We start from the raw sequence: 19,351 nt of genomic DNA on the forward strand, positions 1-19,351 counted from the left end.
TTAGTCATAGATTTACGACTAAAAGAAAGTCTTTTTAAATATAGGTCGGATATTTTTCTGCATTTAATTAGTTTATAGGGTATTTTATTTCCAAAACTGATACCATTTTTTATTTTTTTGTTGTTTCAAAGAAGATAATTCTGTTTCCAGTGTTTCTTTTTCTTGTTGGATTGCTTCACTTTGTTGTAACTGCTTTTGCAATTGTGCTAATTGTTCATCTTTTTGTTGTAACTGTTCATCGTATTTTTCTTTATCACTAGGATTTTCTTCTTTTGGTGCTTCAAGGGACAAATATTGGTGTAATTCTTTGATTAAATTTTTATCTTCGGCGTTTAATTGTTGCTGTTGATCAACTAGTTTTTGCAATTGATCAATTTGTTCATCTTTTTTACTTAGCTGTTCAACAAGGTAATCAAAAGATGGGTTAACTGGATTCTCCTCTTCTTGTTCTTCTTCTTTGTTTTCTTTAATATCGTCTCCTAGGTCATCAACGATCTTTTGAATGCCTGAATGACGAAGATAGATTGTGTTATTTTCTTTAAAGTAATCTTCTTCTGGAAGTTTTTTGTAGCGATAAATTATTTTATCACGAGATACATTTAGTTCATTTGCTAATTGCGTTAAAGTTTTTTCTGTTTCCTCTGCCATATTGTAAGTCCTCCATTATTACACTACTTCCTCAGGTAGAACCTAAGAACTGCCTAGGTAGATTTTAGCATACTTTTCGCAAAAAAACGACGGTTAATTTTTTATAGTTATAATTAAGATAATCATTTAAAATATTGAGGAACTTTCTGAGAACTTTTTTATGGTATGTAAGATAAAATATACTAAACGATTAAATAGAAGTAAATCTTAGGTTTTCTTAGGAATAAGTAGAATTTATAAGTATCTCGCAAAAATTAACTATTCTTTATTTGTGTAATTTTTGGCGGGTAAAAAGCGAAAATTTGTTCGCTTTTGCTGACTTCTAAATAAAAAAATGCTAAAATAAAAGGCAAAAAGGAGGTCGCTAGTATGTTGCGTTTTATTCATTGTGCGGATTTACATTTTGATCGTCCTTTTGAGGGACTTCACTCAGTTGCAAGTAAAACTAAGGAATTACCTAGGGAAAATGAACAAGTGCTTGCTAATATTGTAAAGCTTGCTATCGATAAAAAAGTTGATTTTTTGCTTTTTGCAGGTGATACTTTTCATCAAAATCGACCTACCTTAAAAACTCAGCAACAATTTTTTCAACAAATGGAACAATTAAATAAGGAAAATATTCCAGTTTATATGATTTTTGGCAATCATGACTATTATGAAGAAGAACGTTATTGGTTTGATTTTCCTACGAATGTACATTTGTTTAAAGAGGAAAAAGTTCAAACGATCAGTGGACAAACGAATGCAGGTGAACGGTATTTTATCAGCGGCTTTAGTTATTTAAGTCCACAGATTAGTCAGAAAAAAGTTAACGAATTTCCTATAAAGCAAACAGATTATCATATAGGTATGTATCATGGGGATATGTCCAGTAAACATTTTGCACCTTTTCAGTTGCAAGAAATGAAAAATAAAAATTATGATTATTGGGCGTTAGGACATATTCATGTGCCAACGATTCTTTCTGAAGAAGCTGCCATTATATATGCGGGTACTCCCCAAGGACATACCCAAAAAGAAGAGTCGACGGGCGTTAACTATGTCATGATAGATCAAGGACAGGTTCATTGGCAAATAGTGGATGTTTCCGCAGTGAAGTGGGAACAAAAAGAAATTTCTTTAGCAGGGATTAGCCAGCAAAAAGCTGTATTAGATAGAATAATCGAGACCTTTCAAATATCGGAAAGAAAACTAGTTAAGCTACGTCTAAAGGATACTGGCCTTTTACCGACAAACTGGCTACAAGAAAAAGAAATTCTGGAGCTACTTGATTATGTTAATGATTATTTGGACAAATATCAGTTTAAACAATTAGTTTATCAGGTAGATGTAGTCGAAGAACTAGCAGCTGAAAAAATTGTGCTACCAGCCGATAAAAAGTTATTAGAGCAGTTGTTGGCCACATATCAACAAATCGATAAGTATAATGAAACAATCAACGAACTTGTATCTTATCCTTTAGCCACACAAGCAATATCGATGGAACAATTACAGGAAGAAACTTTTAAACAGATACAGGAAAAACTAGAAAGTGAATTTAGTTGGAGGAAGCTAGATGGAATTAAGGAAAGCTGAAATTGCGGGATTTGGACACTATCGTAATCAGATATTTGAGTTTTTACCTGGTAACCAACTTTTTTATGGTAGTAATGAAGTAGGTAAATCAACGCTCTATCAATTTATTTTAGCTATGTTGTTTGGTTTCCCCAAAAAAGGTAGTAAAAAAAAAGATTATACGCCACGAGATGGTGCGGCTTATGGTGGGCGGCTTTGGGTAAGTATTGAACCGTATGGTGATGTTTTAATTGAACGTTACCGTAAAGTTAACCGAGGAAAAGCCAAATTATTTATCGGTGGAGAAGAAAAAGATGAAAAAATCTTGAATCAGGTTTTGTCGCCATTAAATAAAGACGTCTTTCAAGATGTCTTTACCTTTCAACAAGAACAACTCTCACAAATTGATCGCTTACAAGAAAAAGAATTGCAAACATCGTTGATTTCCTTAGGTATTACTGGAAGTCAACAATTGATGGGAAAAATACAGGAGTATCAAAAAGAAAATCAACAATTATTTAAGCCTCGCGCTAAAAAATTGACTTTAAATCAACAATTAAAAGATTGGCAAGACTTAAGGCAGACAATTCAGCAACAAGAAGCTGAAGAGGAAAACGTACAAAAAGCCTATCACAAAATTTCGCAATTTGATCAAGAGTTACAAAGTTTATCTGATGAACAAAAAAAGTTGCAAGTTAAAGAAAAAGATTTAAATCAAAAAAAATCACACTGGTCATTATATGAAGAATGGAAAGAGTTAGAAAAAGCAAAAGAAAGTCGTGTCTCGGAAAAAGAACAAAAAAAATTGCAACGCTTTTATCATAAGTATCAAAGTCTTACTGAAAAAATTCAAAAAAAAGAAGATGAGTTAGCTCAGCTTGAACAAGGACAAGAAACAGATCGTTACTTCTTTTATTTAGATCATGAAAAAGAGGTACAAGATTTACTACAGTTAGATGTTCCTATCATGCGCTTGCTTGATAGACAAAAGGAGATTTTCCAAGAAAAAGAAAATGTTGAACAAATACTTTTTAAATTAAAGCAAAAATGGGGCTGGACAGAGCAGCAGCCACCACAGACTTTGCCATCTTCGATCGATTCTTCAATTGACAAACTAGAAGGGTTACATGAACAAATACGACAAAAAGAAGCACAGGTTCAATGGTTAAAAGAAAGAAAGCAGCATGTTGAAAAAGAAATTGATCAGTTAGAAGAAAAATATCCTGAATTATTAAGTACTACAAAAAATAAAAAAAATTATTCTCCCTTCATTGTAACTTTCGGAGGAATAATTGCTGCTGTTGGTTTATTTTTATCATTCCCCTTTAATTTGATTGCTTTTATTGTTGGTTTTATAGGTGTGGCTGCAAGTTTGCTGAAAAATTATCAGAATAAAAAGCCTTCCACTGACGTTAAACCAACTTGGCAAGAAAAATTATTGCAATCAGATGCTTATTCAGAGGAAATTTTAAATGAAGAAAAAGATTTAAAAAACTTACAACAGGAAGCACAAAAAATTGATACGATGTTACAAACAACTTTGGGTCATGAAAATGTTGAACAGAATTGGCGGACGCTAGTAGAAAGTTATCAAAAAGACCAAGAGGAATATGAAAGAGTAGTACTAGAAGAATCTTCTTTGCAAAGTCAGTTGGCAGCGGTCAAAGAGCAAAAAATGGATTTAGAAGCTCGATTCCAGTTTTTAGCAGAATGGTTACCTTTAGCTGATAAAAGTTTAGAAGAAAAACAAGATATCGTGAAAAAATTTGCCGCTCAGATGCAAGAAACTAAAATGACACGCTTACAACAACCGAGCACCTTACTTGCACAGCAATTAAAGCAAACAAAAGAAGAGCGAGATGAATTATTTACCAGCAATGCTAGCTTATTGGAAACAGTCGGTTTAGAGCAACCGACAGAAATTCCGCTATGGATAAAGCAATGGGAAAGCATGCAAAAAAAAATGAATAGAAAAGAAGAATTGGCTGCTATTTTGCGTCCTATTTTTCCTGAAGATATAAGTTATGATCAACTAACACAATATTTAACAAAAAACCAAACCAAGCAAGAAGAAAATCAAGAAACAATTAACCATTTACTGGAAGAAAAGCAGCGTTTACAGTTGCAAGTTGAATATTTACAAAAGAATGGTACTTTGGATATGCTTTATCAAGAAGAAAGTCGTATGCTATCTGAGATACAGGAGACAGCTTTAAGGTGGAGCACTAATCGTTTATTAGTTGCTTTTTTGAGTGATTTGGCGACAGAGCTATCGGAACAACAATTACCCCAATTGTTGAAGCAAGCTTCATATTATTTTTCTTTGTTGACAAATGGAAATTACAAAAAGGTAACTTTAATAGAAGGGACCATAAATGCTGTTTCAAATGAAGAAACATTTGCGATTTATGAATTATCGACAGGCACCAAAGATCAGTTGATTATGTCCATTCGTTTTGCTTATCTCTTTATGCAAAAAGAACGTGGTATTTCTCCGGTTATTATTGATGATGGTTGGTTGCATTATGATAGTATAAGAAAAGAGAATTTGGCTAAATTGCTTAGTGAGTTTGGCGATAACTATCAGGTAATTTGCTTGTCCTCTGATCAAGAAATGGTAAGCTATTACCAAGAGCTAAGACAAGCTGTTATTAAATTTTAAGTAAAGGATGTGAAAAAGCGATACTTGTAAAACAAGTATTCGGCAATTGCAATGAAAAAAATACGAGATTTAGTTGTAGACGAAGATTTTCAAGGATTTGTATTAATCAAAAATGCAGACGTACGTACTGCTAAAAATGGAAAAACCTTTATTGCTTTTACCTTCCAGGATACTTCAGGTTCAATCGATGGAAAATTCTGGGATGCTTCTAGTGAAGAAATACAACGCTTTGAAGTTGGAAGAGTGGTCCACTTGACTGGAAAAAGAGAGGTTTACCAAGGCAATCCTCAGGTAAGAATTTATAAATTACGTTTAACAAATCCTGAAGAGCCTAATGATCCAAACTTATTTATGGAACGTGCTCCTGTAAAAAAAGAGACTATGGAAGAAGAGATCAACCAAGTACTCTTTGAAATTACTAATCCTCATTGGAACCGTATTGTTCGTTTTCTACTAAATAAATATAAAAAAGATTTTTTTGAATATCCTGCGGCAAAGAAAAATCATCATGCTTTTGTCGGAGGTCTAGCTTATCATACGACAACGATGTTGCACCTAGGTAAAAGTTTGGTAAAAGAATATCCGCAATTAGATGGTGCATTGCTTTTTTCTGGAATTATTTTACATGACTTAGGTAAAGTGATTGAACTAAGTGGTGCTATGTCCACAGAGTATACAGTAGTGGGAAATCTTGTAGGACATCTAGTTTTAGTAAATGAAGAAATTACTAAAGCTTGTTTGGCGCTAAAAATCGACGAAAGTGCGGAAGATATTGTGGTCTTACGTCATATGGTGTTGGCCCATCATGGTCAATTAGACTATGGTTCTCCAGTGCGTCCTCGAATAATGGAAGCTGAAATCTTGCACCAAATTGACAATATTGATGCATCGATGCAGATGCTGACAAATGCAATTTCTAAAACAGAAGCAGGGGATTATACAGAGCGTATTTTTGGCATGGATAATCGTAGCTTTTATGTGCCTAAAAATTCTGAATAGACATAATAATAAAGACCTAGGTAAAGTAACTCTGTTGAGTCTGTACCTAGGTCCTTATTTTTTACAAGTTTAAGTTATTCATTACTGGAATCTTCAGCTTCAGTTGCTTCAGTTGATTCTTCTGTAGCAGAATCTGCAGTACTGTTAGCTCCCTCTTGGTTACCTTCAGCTGCATCAGTAAACTGCGTTAAAATGTCACTGAAAGCTTCATCTTTTATTTTTACATTGGCATCTTGTAGTTCTTCGCCAATCACTTTTGTCGTAAATTCTTGGTCGTTTATTTTATTATCTGTAGCAACGTCTTGAATTTCGTCTTTATACTCATCCATATCGTCGCCTTTATCTTGGTTTTTGTTCATTTTTAGAATATAGTAGCCACTTCCATATTCTGATTCTACAGCAATTGGATCAGTAATTTCTCCGTCGTCCATGCCCCAAGCTTCTTCTTTTACTTCGTCAGGGACTTCTTCAGCTGGAGTTGTGGAATCAAAATTTACTTTACCATCGTCATCTTTAGAAGGAGCAATAGAATTTTCTTGAGCAATTTCGCCAAAATCAGCATCATCTTCATCCACTTGCTCTTTGACGTCATTAGCATCATCTTCAGAATTAACAGCGATTAGTTGCGCTTCAACTTGTGGATGATAAGAATCCCAAGCTTCTTTTAGATCTTCATCAGTTAAATCGACATGATCCTTTAATCCTTCTTGTAGTGCTAAGCTTTGTTTATATGTTTCTTCTAGCTCTCCGCGACTCATTTGTGAAGCTTCTAATTGTTGTTCTAAGGTGTCTTCATCTCCAAAAGTATCTTTGATTTGCTGATCTACCTCATCATCAGAAACTTCATCGCCGTATTTTTCCATAAATACTTGAGAGATTATCATGTCTAATACAATTTGTTGATTATTTTGATCGGTCTTTGCTTTATCATAAAAATCGCCTACAGTGATTTTATCGCCCTTCATTGTTGCAATCTCATCATCAGTGTCTGAATCTCCTCCAGAACAAGCTGCTAAGCCAAATACACCCAATAAACAAGCCAATGATAAAATCATTTTTTTCTTTTTCATGTTTGTATACACTCCTGTTATCTATAAATTAAATATTAACAGGAATTACTATATCATAGTTCTTTTTCGATTGGAAAGCTTTGTCTAAAACTTTCCAATAAAATTCAAATAATCTACACAAACAACTTTTAATTTTTATCCTCTGTAGAGTTGCTGGACATATCAGCAGAAAAATCAGCAATGTGTGTCTGTAACTTTTCTGCTTGCTCATTTGCTCGTTCAATCCGTGGTTCCGCTTGAAATTGAAAAGCTTCAATATCTTTTTGTAGAGAATCCATAACAGAAGGAATGGTTTCTTGGATTGTTTTTTGGGTATGACTCATTTCTGTTCCAAAGTTTTTAACACTTTCTTGTAATTCTTTTGCTGAGTCAGCTGCATCATCCAATGAATCACTCACTTCATCTACATAATCTTTTAATAATTGTTGCGTCTCTTTACCACTTCGAGGAGCCCACAGTAGTCCACTTATGCTACCGGCACAAGCACCAAAAAATAGCCCTTTTACAAAATTTTTTATCATATTAGCTCACCTGCGCTTTGATTGTTTGAGCGATTTGCGTCATTTCCTCTTTACTGCGTTGTTCAGAATGATCACCGAAATGTATCGAAAAATCATCATCTTTTCCGTAACGAGGAATTAGATGTACATGAGAATGGAAAACCGATTGATAAGCAATTTCTCTATTATTGTTGAGAATATTAATTCCTTGCATTTTTGGAAAAGCTGATTGTAATGCTCGAGCAATTTTTGGAATCCGTGTAAACAAGTCAGCTGACAATTGCTCATTGTATTCGAAAATATCGCTAACATGTTTTTTAGGGATAACTAAAGTATGTCCTTTAGTAACTTGTGACATATCTAAAAATGCATAAACTTTATCATCCTCATATACTTTATAACTAGGGATTTCTTGATCTTTAATTTTACAAAAAATACATTCATCCATATGATGTGTCCTCCTTTTTCTCTTATTCTTACTGTACCATATTTTTTTATGGGATAACATAAATTCACCATTTTTACTATTAATGCAGAAAAAGACGCAATTTATATGTTATTAGTTGAAAGAAAACGGATTTATCAGTACAATGGTTTGAGAAGAAACAAGGGGGAAATAAAAAGATGTCAGTTCTTACTTTAGCAGATGCTGCAAAACAAATGACAATAGCTATAAGAGTAAAAGATCGAGATAAGATGATTGCATTTTATAAAGATACGATTGGTTTTGCTTTAAAAAAAGAAGAGAATACTCTAGCAATTATGGGAGTAAAAGAAAACGAAAGGCAATATTTATGGTTGGAAGAAAGCCCGCGGGCGGCAGAACATTTTGGGGAAGTAAAAAAACTAAAGCAATATACAATAGCAGTTTCTAATGTAGAAGAATTAAGTGATGTATACTATCGATTAAAACAAGCGTCATATCCTGTCGTGCAAACATCATATGATGATAAAGCGTACATACTAGTGGATGATCCGGAAGGCAATCGCTTAGAAATTATTGCAGATATGAATGAAAAACAGGTAGAAAATGACGAGCAACTTTTAGCTTTGTCTACAAAAAAAGCTACTAAACTGTCTCAAGCTACTGTATTGCAACAAATACAGTTGAATGTCACTGCTCCAGAAAAGGAAATAGATTTCTTACAAAACAATCTAGGATTTTACCTAGGTAATAATAATTCTACGACACATTCATTTAAAAAGTCCGATCTTGAGATTGTTTTACACAAATCTGACAGTCAGCTAGTGGATATCGAAAGTGCTGAAGTTTTAGGTCTTGAAATTATTCGTTTTGTTGTTACTAGCGATGTATTAGAAGGTATTCAAAAACATTTAGCTAAAATAGGAAAAGGTTTTTATATTGATAAGAAAAAAACAATTCTTACTGTTTACGATCCGGCAGGAATCGAATGGTGGTTTGTTCTTAAAAATGACAAGTAACACGCGTATTTTGCGCGTGTTTTTTATTAAGTCTTTAGACCGGGTTGAGCTCGCGTAGCGTGCGAAACAAAAAACCACACGCTATGCGGGTGGAAAGGAAAAAGTTATACTAAAAAATCTCTTCACTAGCGTTACAATGTAGTTGTTCAGGCTACATGGTAACGAAAGGAAGAGATTCAGTTGGCTAACAAAGCAAATAGTTTAACCCATACAAAATGGTTATGCAATACCATATTGTATTCACCCCCAAGTATAGAAGAAAAATTGTTTATAATCAATACAGAGCAAGTCTACAAGAGATTATCAAAAGATTGTGCAGTTATAAAGGTGTAGAAATCCTAGAAGGACATATGATGCCCGATCATGTTCACTTACTCGTAAGTATACCACCGAAGATAAGTATTTCTAGCTTTATGGGGTATTTAAAAGGAAAAAGCGCCATGATGATGTTTGATAAACATGCCAATTTGAAGTACAAATTTGGGAATCGTCATTTTTGGGCAGAAGGTTATTATGTGAGCACAGTGGGTCTTATGAGGCAACCATCAAGAAATATATTCAAGAGCAAGAAAAACATGATATGGCCTTAGATAAACTAAGTGTTCGAGAATATGCAGACCCTTTTAAGGGTTAGAGAGTGATAAAAACACCTCTTGAGAGGTAGCAAAAGCGACAAAACCAGTGTGGCTTGAACAAAGTGAAAGCCAGCGCCTTGAGACGCTGGCTAGTATTGGGGGCTTATAGCCCCAGAGCAAACCACCCTTTTGAAGGGTGGTTATGATTAGAAAGGTTCAAAAGGGGAAAACAATGTATCCGAAAACGCAAGAAAAAATTATCGAAGGTTGGCAGGAAAATATTTTCCCGGGTGTTGTTTATCGCTTTATTGAGGGAAAAAAGAAAGAAACGAAGGTGCTAGGAAACGCAGCAATCATACCTCAAGAAGAAAAAATGACACAAGAACATCTATTTGATGTAGCTTCTTTAACAAAGGTTATATGTACAACTACTGTCATACTCCGTTTATTAGAAGCCGGAGAAATTTTTTTAGAAGATCCCGTACAAAAATATTTACCACGATTTCCCGATCGAAGGTTGAACTTACGTCATTTATTGACCCATACTGCTGATATTACTAGTTGGATTAACCAACGAGATCAGTTAACAAAAAGTGAATTAAAACAAGCTTATCTTTCTATACAAGCAGGAGATAAGCTGGGAAGAAAAGTAAAATATACTGATAGCGGCATGATTTTATTAGGTTTTATTTTGGAGGAGATTTATCAAGAAAATGTTAGTACGATCTTTCAAAAAGAAGTATTAAGTCCGTTAAAGATGACAAATAGCTATTTTTCTCCTATTCAAGGAACTAAAATTGTAGCTACAGAGAAATTAAAGTCTGGAAGAATTTTAAAAGGAGAAGTTCATGATCCTAAAGCTCGAGTTTTAAAAGAACATGCAGGTAATGCTGGGCTATTCACTACAATAGATGACCTTGAACGTTTTGTACAAATTTATTTGAACAATACAGAATTTTTAAGTGAGCAAACAATCAATGCTTTATTAAAGGATCATACACCGTTAAAAAATGGTGACAGAAGTTTAGGGTGGGATCTGAAAAATAATGTTTTATTTCATACTGGATATACCGGTACTTTTTTAGCTATTGCCCCTTTAAAAAAGCAAGCTTTTATTTTCTTATCGAATCGTATTCATCCTAGAGATTGTAAAACTGCTTATGTAAAATATCGTGATGAATTAATCAGCACTTACTTAAATGAAAAAGATTTATTCAACGTGTTATAATAAAATAAAAATAATTTAAACGAGGTGTATTTATGGAACCGTTGTTTATGGAACCGGTATTTCAAGAAAAAATATGGGGAGGAAATTCTTTACACTCAGCGTTTGGCTTTGATCTTCCAAGTGAAAAAATCGGTGAGGATTGGGCTATAAGCGCTCACCCCCATGGTGTTAGCAGAGTGCAAAATGGTCCTTTTAAAGGGCAAAAACTTGATCAACTTTGGCGTGATCATCAAGAATTGTTTGGTAAGCAGGAAGGTGATGTTTTTCCTCTTTTAGTAAAAATTTTAGATGCTGCAGATGATCTATCGGTGCAAGTACACCCAGATGATAATTATGCTTTAAAACATGAAGGCGAGTTTGGAAAAACTGAATGTTGGTATATTATAGACGCTAAACCGGGTGCACAGATTATCTATGGGCATACTGCCAAAACTCGTGAAGAATTGGCGCAAATGATTGAAGCAGGACGTTGGGATGATTTGTTACACAAGGTTACTGTAAAAAAGGGCGACTTTTTTTATGTACCCAGTGGCACTATCCATGGCATTGGAAAAGGAATCATGATTTTAGAAACTCAACAAAGTTCGGACACGACTTATCGTGTCTATGATTATGATCGTAAGGATGACCAAGGAAATCGTAGGGAGTTGCATATTGGTCAATCAGAAGATGTAACGACAGTTCCAGCACGAGAAAATACCTTGAATATTTCAGAAAATAAGCAAGGAAGCTCTTCTGTCATTACTTATTTACAAACAGAATTTTTTAATGTCTATGAATGGCAAGTTCACGGTTTTTTAAAGTTAAAGAAACAGGCCCCTTATACCTTGGCTACGGTTACAGAAGGTTATGGTAAATTAATTGTAGAAGGTAAGACCTTTGAACTAACAATGGGAACAAGTTTTATTTTGCCTAATGATGTTGAAAGTTGGGAGCTTCAAGGAGAAGCTACATTAATCGCTTCTGAACCAGGAGAGAATGTGTAAAAACAAAAAAATTACCTCGGTGAATTAATAAATGTACAATTTTCGCCGAGGTGATTTTTTGTGCTGAAAGGCTAAAATAACAGTGTTATATTGAAATTAAATCGTTTTAGTATTGATTGTTAGATGATCTGTTAAGGTATACGCTTTTTGATAAACATTAATTGTTAAAGGAGTTCCTTTTTTTAGTTGGAGTTCAATTTTATCAGAAGAAACTTGGATAAATAATAAACAAGCTCGGTAATTAATATGAAAAGCATAAGATTGCCAGGTCTTTGGTAATATTGGCGCAAAACTTAACGTTTCATTGAAAGTTTTCATTTGAGCAAAACCATGTACTATAGCCAGCCAACTACCAGTCATAGAAGTAATATGAAGCCCATCCTGCGTGTCATTGTTGTAATTATCCAGATCCAAGCGTGCGGTTCGTTCATACATCTCTAAGGCTTTGTCGAGCTTGCCGATTTCCGCTGCTAAAATAGCGTGTACACAAGGAGATAGAGAAGATTCGTGGACAGTCATTGGTTCGTAAAAATTGAAGTTACGTGTTTTTTCTTCTAGACTGTATTGGTCACCAAAGTAATATAAACCTTGTAAGACGTCAGCTTGTTTGATAAAACAAGAACGTAAAATACGATCCCAGGACCAGTGTTGGCTTAGCGGTAATTCATCCGCTGTTAAAGAATCTTTTGTCATTAGCTTTTTATCTAAAAAAGTATCATGCTGTACAAAAATCCCCAGATCTTCTTCTGTAGGAAAATACATGTAATCAATTATATTTTGCCATTTCTTCTGTTCTTCTTTGGTTAATTGAATCGATGTTTCATTTTTAAATTTTTGATAGCTATCTAAGGTATATTGTAGTACCCAGCTAGCAATTTTATTGGTAAACCAGTTATTGTTTACATTGTTTTCGTACTCGTTAGGTCCAGTCACACCATGAATCATATAAGCCTTATTTCTTTTGGAGTAATGTATTCTATCGGCCCAAAAGCGCGAAATAGCAGTAAGAACTTCCAATCCTTCGTTTTTTAAATAAGAAGTATCACCTGTATAGTTAGTATAATTATATATAGCATAAGCAATTGAACCATTGCGGTGAATTTCTTCAAAAGTGATTTCCCATTCATTATGACATTCAACGCCGTTAAAGGTCACCATTGGATAAAGAGCCCCCTTTAACCCAAGCTTCTCAGCGTTATAATAGGCTTGTGGTAATTGTTTATGCCGGTATTTTAGAAGATTTTTTGTTACTTCCGGTTGAGCTAGCGCCAAATATAAGGGAACGGCAAAAGCTTCTGTATCCCAATAAGTTGCGCCGCCATATTTTTCTCCAGTAAAACCCTTAGGTCCAATATTTAAACGTTCGTCCTCACCATAATAAGTAGAAAAAAGCTGGAATAGATTAAAACGAATCCCTTGTTGCGCTGCTTTGTCGCCTTCAATAAGGACATCAGAGAGTGCCCAGCGTTTATGCCAGGCCTTTTTGTGTTCAGCTTTTAAAGCAGAAAAATCGGTACCAAAAGATTGTAATAGTGTTTGGGCATGACTGATTTGTTTTTCTTCTGCTACATCACGACTGGTTACTACAACAACTTCTTTTTCTAGACGGGCAATTTCACCCCTAGCTAGAAAAAACTCAAATTCATTACTAATAGCCAATGGTTCTTTTCTTATTTTTACAGGAGTAAAATTATGCCTCATACTTGAAGTAACAACAAATTGTTCAACGTCAAAAGGATTTTCAATGGTTTGTACTGTTAAAAAACTTGCTTTATCTGTGATCTTTTTATTTCGTTCTTGCCAAAACATTTCCTCGTAGTTACTATCTTCATTTTGTACATTATTATCTAACTTTGAAATGGCATAAATTTTGGCTTGTCCTTCTAAGACCTCGGCTTTCATAGTGATACATGCAAGTTCCTTTTTAGTAACACTTGTAAAACGTTCAAAAGAAAATTTCACCTTGGTATTACCGATGTTAACAGTAAAATGACGATAAAGAATGCCATCATACATATTTAGCTCCATATAAAAATCTTCATAATCACAGCGAGCCAGATCAATTTGGGTGCCATTAACATAGAGATCTAGCGCAATAAAGTTTACCGCGTTAATGACTTTTCCATAGTAGTCAGGGTAGCCATTTTTCCACCAACCAACACGTGTTTTATCTGGATACCAGACACCAGCTAGGTAAGTCCCTCGATGATGGTCTGCGCTATAATATTCTTCAAAGTTTCCACGCATACCCATATACCCGTTACCGATACTGGTGATAGATTCATGAAGCCGTCGATTTTGTTGGTCAAGTTTAGTACTAGTAATTTTCCAAGGATGAATATCTAAGGTTGAGTGTGTTTTTTTCATATGGAGTCCCCCATTTATCGGTTCATATATTCATTGTAATTGAAAACGATTTCAATAGTCAATGAAATTTATCGAAAAAAAAGATATGCAAGCGTACAAAGCCTACATATCTTCTTGATTAATCTAATTCAAACAGTTCATCTTTGGCATTTACTGCTTTTTCTTCTACACTTGGAAATTCTTTTTCTTCTGGGAATAGGACCATCAAAGTGTCAATTTTTTCTTGTTCTTTTAAATAGGCGCGATCCATTCGAGCCAAAAGCGTATCATTTTGTACTTTATCATTAACATCTACAAATACTTCGAAACCTTCGCCCTTTAATTCTACGGTATCGATACCAAAATGAAGCAGCACTTCTTTGCCATCTTTTGTTTTTAGTCCAATAGCGTGTTTTGTTGGAAAGACATTGGATACCGTTCCTTCAACGGGAGAATAGATATCATCTGAAGAAGGTAAAACAGCAATGCCAGGCCCCATCATTCCTTGCGAAAAAACCGGATCTTCAACCTTTGATAATGGCACTAACTGTCCATCGGCGGGACTAAATAAAGCGGTTTTTTTCTTTTTTAAAAAAGAAAACATAATTAAAACTCCTCTCGAGTATCAAAATATAAGAATCTTTATACTATCTATTAACAGTATAAAGGTTCTTATGTAATAAAAAAAGTCTTTTTAATTAAGAAATAGCCTGGCGAGCTTGTTCACCATATTTATTTACTAAAGCAGTGTCAATTAAACGTTTGGCTAATATTTCGTTTCTTGCCAGAATTGGACCATGGAAATAAGAGCAAAAAACATTGCGGTAATGAGCGCCTTCTGTTTGATCTTTTCCGTTATTTCCATAACCTTCGATAATTCTGCCTAGTGGCTTTTCATTTTTCCCTAAGACTGTATACCCATTATGGTTTTCAAAGCCAACATAACTTTCATCGAATTCATCATTATAAATTTTGATATCTCCAATAAAGCGATTATTATCTTGGCTTAAGGTATAGTGGTCTAATGCAGAAATGCCTTGAATTTTTTCTCCGTGAGCGCCAGTGTAGTAATGACCTAAGAGCTGATAACCACCACAAATTGCCAGCATCACACCATCGTTTTCGATATATTCAGTCAAACTCTCTTTTTTTGTTTGAATGTCTTTTGAAACGATATACTGTTCAAAGTCTTGACCGCCACCAAAAAATACTAGATCGTAGCGCTTAGGATCGAAAGGTTCGTGAATACTGACGATTTCAGTAGATAAATGAACACCTGAGTTTTGTGCTGTGTAACCAAGCATCAAGATATTTCCATTATCACCGTAAGTATTTAATAAATTGCCGTACAGATGTGCCATCTTTAATTGATAATCAGCCACGATCCATACCTCCTTTTATATATCCCATATCTGCTAGCTTTTTACGTAATTGTAAAACAGCAGTATAGGTTGATAGAATATAAACTTGTTCGCTGGGTAATTGTTTGATCTGTTCAATGACCTCATCTAAATTCTGTGTTTCTGTAATTTTATCCTCAGAAATACCTGCTACTTTTAAACGTTTGGTCATATCTTCATGACGTTCCCCGCCGGAAATTACTTTTGGTATCTCTGTATTGCTGAAGGCTTCGTAATTTCCGTCCCAAATCCAACTAATATCTGTACCATCGGCATAATTAGCGTTTAGTAAAGAAACAAGTGAGAAATTATAAGGCGACAAACCAATCATATCAATGACTTGATTTAGGCCAACCGGATTTTTAACTAAAACCAAGGTGCATTTTTTACCGTCAATATCTACAACTTCCTGACGGCCAAAAACTTTTTCGTCAAATCCAATTCCCTTACGGATTTTTTCTGGTGCAACATTGTAATATTCAGCTACAGCGGTTGCCGCTAAGGCATTATATATATTATACATACCACCGACTTCTAATTTATAATCGTTATTGTCGATTGTAAATTCTGCCGAGGTATTGGTCATATTTCGCAAGTCTGTTAATTTGTAATCTAATTGGGGGCGCGTAAAGCCGCAATTTGGACAATAATATTTACCTAGGTTTGCATAGGTGATCATTTTATAATGTAGAATGTGTTGGCACTTAGGACACAAAATGCCGTCCGTATTGTAATGTGCCATTTGCTCTTCATCCGACTCATGATCAAAACCATAATATTTTCTAGGATTTGTTGTTTCAAGTGAATTAAAGATCGGTGAGTCACCGTTGGCTAAAATGGTGGCTTCCGGTGATTTTGCTGCACCATCGACAATTAACTGATAAGTTGTATAAATTTCGCCATAGCGATCCATTTGATCGCGAAAAATGTTTGTAAAGACAAATAATTCTGGCTTAATATAGTCAGTGACCTTACTCAAACTTGCTTCGTCAATTTCTAAAACAGCAAATTTCTTCTGTTCATTTTTAGGGTTAGCAGAAAGAAAAGTAGAAACAATTCCTTGTACCATATTGGCGCCTGTTGGGTTGGTTAATACATCATCAAATTCTTGTTGTAAAATATTAACTGTTAATGCGGTTGTTAACGTTTTGCCATTTGTACCAGTAACAACAACCACTTTATAATCACTGGCCAAGCGATCTAAAATAGCTGGATCAATTTTTAAAGCTAATTTTCCCGGTAAACTTGATCCGCCTTTAGTAAAAGTTTTTAAAAACCATTGCGAACTCTTTCCTACAAAAGAAGCAATATAACTTCGAAATCCCATGTCAAACCTCCATCATATAAACATAAATTCAATTTATCATACCACAACTTAAAAAAAAGATTAAATCAATTTTCTTGTTCTTAAGAATAAGTGAAAATTCTTTGTCTGTTATTGGTTGCAAAGGCGTAAGAATTTTTGTGTAGGTCTTTTTTTTATTCGCTAATATCTAAACAGTTAAAGTATAAATGATTATAAAAAAAGCAAATAAAAAGCCTAAATAAGTTTAGTCAGGCCTTTTACTTTTGTGTAATGCATTAGCCAATAATAATTTTTTCAGTAGGATAACGATAACCTGAATCATGAGGATTTTGGGGAATAAACAACATCAGGGTATACAGCATGCTTACTCGCCCGATAAACATCAAACCTGCAATGACCAGTTTTCCGATGGTAGACAAGTCACTTGTAATACCTAAAGATAAGCCTGTGGTACCAAAAGCAGAGGTGACTTCAACAATGATAGAAATCAAGGAAACATCTTCAATAGCAGTTAAAAAAACGACACAACTAAAGCACATGATAAGAGAGAGCATAAAAACAGCTATGGATTTACGAATGTCTTCTTTATTGATATTACGTCCGAAAATATGAACATGAGCTTTCCCTTTCAAAAATGAATAAATGTAAAGGCCGATAATCATGATTGTGGTTGTACGAATGCCTCCTCCTACTGAACTAGGGCTACAACCAATGAACATTAGCATAGCGAAAACAATTAGACTTGTCGTTTGAAAACTATCCAAGTCATGAATTTGTAGTCCGCCATTTCTTGTTGTAACCGCATAAAACATACTATGGATACCTTGTCCGAGCGTACTCATATTAGCGAATAGATGGTTTTTTTCTAAAAGAAAAATGACTATACTTCCTCCAATAAACAATATTACTGAGGACAATAAGGCAATTTTAGTAAATAGAGAGAAACGAAATTGCGAGAGTCTAGGTCTTCTATGAAACTTATACGCAATCCATTCTTTAACGTCTACTAAAACTGGAAAGCCAATTCCTCCGATAAAAATTAAAAACATAATTGTTAATAAAAACAAGAAGTCGTTTGCATAAGGAGAAACTGAATCACCTGTAACGTCAAAACCAGAATTTGTCACTGAAGAAACAGCTTGATAGAAGCCGTAATAAAATGCATCGGTCCATGATGTATAGTACTCATTTAATTTTAAGTATATGCTAAAGCCAATACCGCTAATTATCTGCACGCCTAAAATAATAACGAAAGTCGTTCGGATTAAACGAACAATACCGCTTAAACGTGGTTGATTCATATCTGTCATAATTAATTGTCGCTGTTTCAAGGTAACTTTTCTCTTTGAAAGAATAAAGAAAAAAGTGGAAATCATCATAATACCCAATCCCCCTACTTGGAAAAGGATTTCTAATAGAATAACACCTTGTTCATTAAAAACATCTGTGACTGAAAAAGTTGATAATCCGGTCACGCTAATTGTACTAACTGCCATAAAAAGCATGTCAATAAATGATACATGGGAGCCAGGCTGGCGAAAGATAGGCAGGTAAAATAAAACAATTGCAATCAATGTCACTAATAGGTAATAAGACACAATAACTTGCACAGAAGAAAGCTTGTGTTTAAGAAAAAACCTGCTCTTTTGTAAAGTATCTCGTATGAAAAGTTTTATTGACATTTTAAAGACTCCATTTCTAATAGATTACGCATAGTATAACAAAAAAGATACTGTATTCCAGATAGTTGAATGATAAAATATAAAAAAGAAAAAATTCAAAAGTTTTTTAAGAGAGAAGATGTTTTTTCCTTATTGTTTTAGGCTATGTTATACTAACATAGTATAATAATATAAAAAATAATAAATGAAATTTTATCAAAATCAATAAGGAGTTTACACTTTGAAAGAATTTATAAAAAATTGGGGTCCTTTTTTTCTTATTTTAGCGATTTTTTGGGCATTGTATATATTTGTGGTTACGCCTGTTTCGGTAAATGGTCATTCTATGGACCCGACGTTAGCTGATGGACAAAAATTGATAACTTATAAGTTATCTAATATTGATCGTTTTGATGTTGTAACGACTAAAGAACCTGATGACTTAGATAAATTGGCTGTTAAAAGAGTGATCGGCTTGCCTGGTGATCGAGTTCAGATGAAAGACGACGTACTTACGGTTAACGGCGAGCAAGTAGATGAATCATATTTGAAGCCTTATCAGCAAAAATTTGCTGACGATAAAATGCAATCGGAGTATAGCTATAATCCAGCTTTTCAAGATATTGCTGCAGGTGCAGCTAGTTTTACGAGTGACTTTGTTTATAAAGTTCCTGAAGGTCAATATTTTGTCTTAGGCGATAACCGTTTGATTTCTAAAGACAGCCGCGCGTTTGGCTTTGTAAATCGTTCTTTGATCGAAGGCGAAGTAGTTTTTCGTTATTGGCCGCTGAACGAAATTGCTATTATAAATAATTAAACTTTTGGCTAAATTAATTAACAAATTTGAAAGGTAGTTGTAGTTACACTTTGCTTTTTTACGCTTTCTAGTCGAAGGCGTATTTTTTTGTCAAAAAAAGAAAAATGAAGTGAGAAAATAACTTTGGTTCATAAAGAAAAATTCGCTATAATGAAA

General features: G+C 34.3%; 16 protein-coding genes and 1 pseudogene. 8 read left to right on the plus strand and 9 right to left on the minus strand.

Annotation, left to right across the window (positions count from 1 at the left end):
- Positions 1–84 precede the first annotated feature (84 nt).
- Positions 85–648, minus strand: coding sequence for a hypothetical protein (locus tag AC806_RS00700; protein WP_069028533.1), 564 nt, complete (start codon positions 646–648; stop codon positions 85–87).
- A 369-nt stretch (positions 649–1,017) separates the two neighbouring features.
- On the opposite strand from AC806_RS00700, the gene AC806_RS00705 reads away from it, so the two are divergent.
- The 3 genes from AC806_RS00705 to AC806_RS00715 are packed head-to-tail and all read left to right on the plus strand — an operon-like array spanning position 1,018 to position 5,863.
- A complete protein-coding gene (locus AC806_RS00705; protein ID WP_069028534.1) occupies positions 1,018–2,223 on the plus strand; it encodes a metallophosphoesterase family protein in 1,206 nt (401 codons plus the stop codon).
- Positions 2,204–4,864, plus strand: a complete 2,661-nt coding sequence (locus AC806_RS00710; protein WP_069028535.1) for an ATP-binding protein — start codon at positions 2,204–2,206, stop codon at positions 4,862–4,864. The genes AC806_RS00705 and AC806_RS00710 overlap by 20 nt, the downstream gene beginning before the upstream one ends.
- A 51-nt stretch (positions 4,865–4,915) precedes the next feature.
- Positions 4,916–5,863: a 3'-5' exoribonuclease YhaM family protein gene (locus tag AC806_RS00715; protein ID WP_069028536.1), complete on the plus strand. Its 948-nt coding sequence runs from the start codon at positions 4,916–4,918 to the stop codon at positions 5,861–5,863.
- A 74-nt stretch (positions 5,864–5,937) separates the two neighbouring features.
- On the opposite strand, the gene AC806_RS00720 is transcribed toward AC806_RS00715, so the two are convergent.
- The 3 genes from AC806_RS00720 to AC806_RS00730 form a co-directional block, all read right to left on the minus strand.
- On the minus strand, positions 5,938–6,933 hold the full coding sequence (locus tag AC806_RS00720; RefSeq protein WP_069028537.1) for a peptidylprolyl isomerase: 996 nt from the start codon (positions 6,931–6,933) through the stop codon (positions 5,938–5,940).
- Positions 6,934–7,061: 128 nt separating this feature from the next.
- Positions 7,062–7,454 (minus strand): YtxH domain-containing protein, encoded by a 393-nt coding sequence (locus AC806_RS00725; RefSeq protein WP_069028538.1) that lies wholly within the window; start codon positions 7,452–7,454, stop codon positions 7,062–7,064.
- Position 7,455: 1 nt separating this feature from the next.
- On the minus strand, positions 7,456–7,941 hold the full coding sequence (locus AC806_RS00730) for an HIT family protein (protein ID WP_083207530.1): 486 nt from the start codon (positions 7,939–7,941) through the stop codon (positions 7,456–7,458).
- Between the two features lie 116 nt (positions 7,942–8,057).
- Here AC806_RS00730 and AC806_RS00735 point away from each other — a divergent pair, with 116 nt between their 5' ends.
- The 4 genes and pseudogenes from AC806_RS00735 (at position 8,058) to manA (ending at position 11,665) form a co-directional block, all read left to right on the plus strand.
- Positions 8,058–8,876 carry a VOC family protein gene (locus AC806_RS00735; protein WP_069028540.1) on the plus strand — a complete coding sequence of 273 codons (819 nt, stop codon included), beginning with the start codon at positions 8,058–8,060 and terminating at the stop codon, positions 8,874–8,876.
- A 180-nt stretch (positions 8,877–9,056) separates the two neighbouring features.
- Positions 9,057–9,510: pseudogene (gene tnpA, locus AC806_RS00740) on the plus strand (IS200/IS605 family transposase).
- A gap of 173 nt (positions 9,511–9,683) precedes the next feature.
- Positions 9,684–10,679: a serine hydrolase domain-containing protein gene (locus tag AC806_RS00745; RefSeq protein WP_069028541.1), complete on the plus strand. Its 996-nt coding sequence runs from the start codon at positions 9,684–9,686 to the stop codon at positions 10,677–10,679.
- Between the two features lie 32 nt (positions 10,680–10,711).
- Entirely contained in the window at positions 10,712–11,665 is a 954-nt protein-coding gene (gene manA / locus AC806_RS00750) for a mannose-6-phosphate isomerase, class I (RefSeq protein WP_069028542.1), read from the plus strand.
- Positions 11,666–11,761: 96 nt separating this feature from the next.
- On the opposite strand, the gene AC806_RS00755 is transcribed toward manA, so the two are convergent.
- From AC806_RS00755 to AC806_RS00775, 5 genes are all read right to left on the minus strand, one after another.
- A complete protein-coding gene (locus AC806_RS00755; protein ID WP_061840657.1) occupies positions 11,762–14,032 on the minus strand; it encodes a glycoside hydrolase family 65 protein in 2,271 nt (756 codons plus the stop codon).
- 118 nt (positions 14,033–14,150) lie between these two features.
- Positions 14,151–14,615 (minus strand): PTS sugar transporter subunit IIA, encoded by a 465-nt coding sequence (locus tag AC806_RS00760; RefSeq protein ID WP_061840658.1) that lies wholly within the window; start codon positions 14,613–14,615, stop codon positions 14,151–14,153.
- A 94-nt stretch (positions 14,616–14,709) separates the two neighbouring features.
- Positions 14,710–15,393, minus strand: a complete 684-nt coding sequence (locus tag AC806_RS00765; RefSeq protein WP_061840659.1) for a type 1 glutamine amidotransferase — start codon at positions 15,391–15,393, stop codon at positions 14,710–14,712.
- Positions 15,386–16,738: a Mur ligase family protein gene (locus AC806_RS00770; protein WP_069028543.1), complete on the minus strand. Its 1,353-nt coding sequence runs from the start codon at positions 16,736–16,738 to the stop codon at positions 15,386–15,388. The genes AC806_RS00765 and AC806_RS00770 overlap by 8 nt, the downstream gene beginning before the upstream one ends.
- Before the next feature lie 254 nt (positions 16,739–16,992).
- The gene (locus AC806_RS00775) at positions 16,993–18,399 is read right to left on the minus strand and encodes a TrkH family potassium uptake protein (protein ID WP_014123552.1); all 1,407 of its coding nucleotides are present in this window, start codon (positions 18,397–18,399) and stop codon (positions 16,993–16,995) included.
- Between the two features lie 220 nt (positions 18,400–18,619).
- On the opposite strand from AC806_RS00775, the gene lepB reads away from it, so the two are divergent.
- Positions 18,620–19,195, plus strand: coding sequence for a signal peptidase I (lepB, locus tag AC806_RS00780; RefSeq protein WP_014123554.1), 576 nt, complete (start codon positions 18,620–18,622; stop codon positions 19,193–19,195).
- The last annotated feature ends 156 nt before the right edge of the window (positions 19,196–19,351 follow it).

This window comes from Tetragenococcus halophilus (assembly GCF_001712815.1).
Taxonomy (GTDB): Bacteria; Bacillota; Bacilli; order Lactobacillales; family Enterococcaceae; genus Tetragenococcus; species Tetragenococcus halophilus.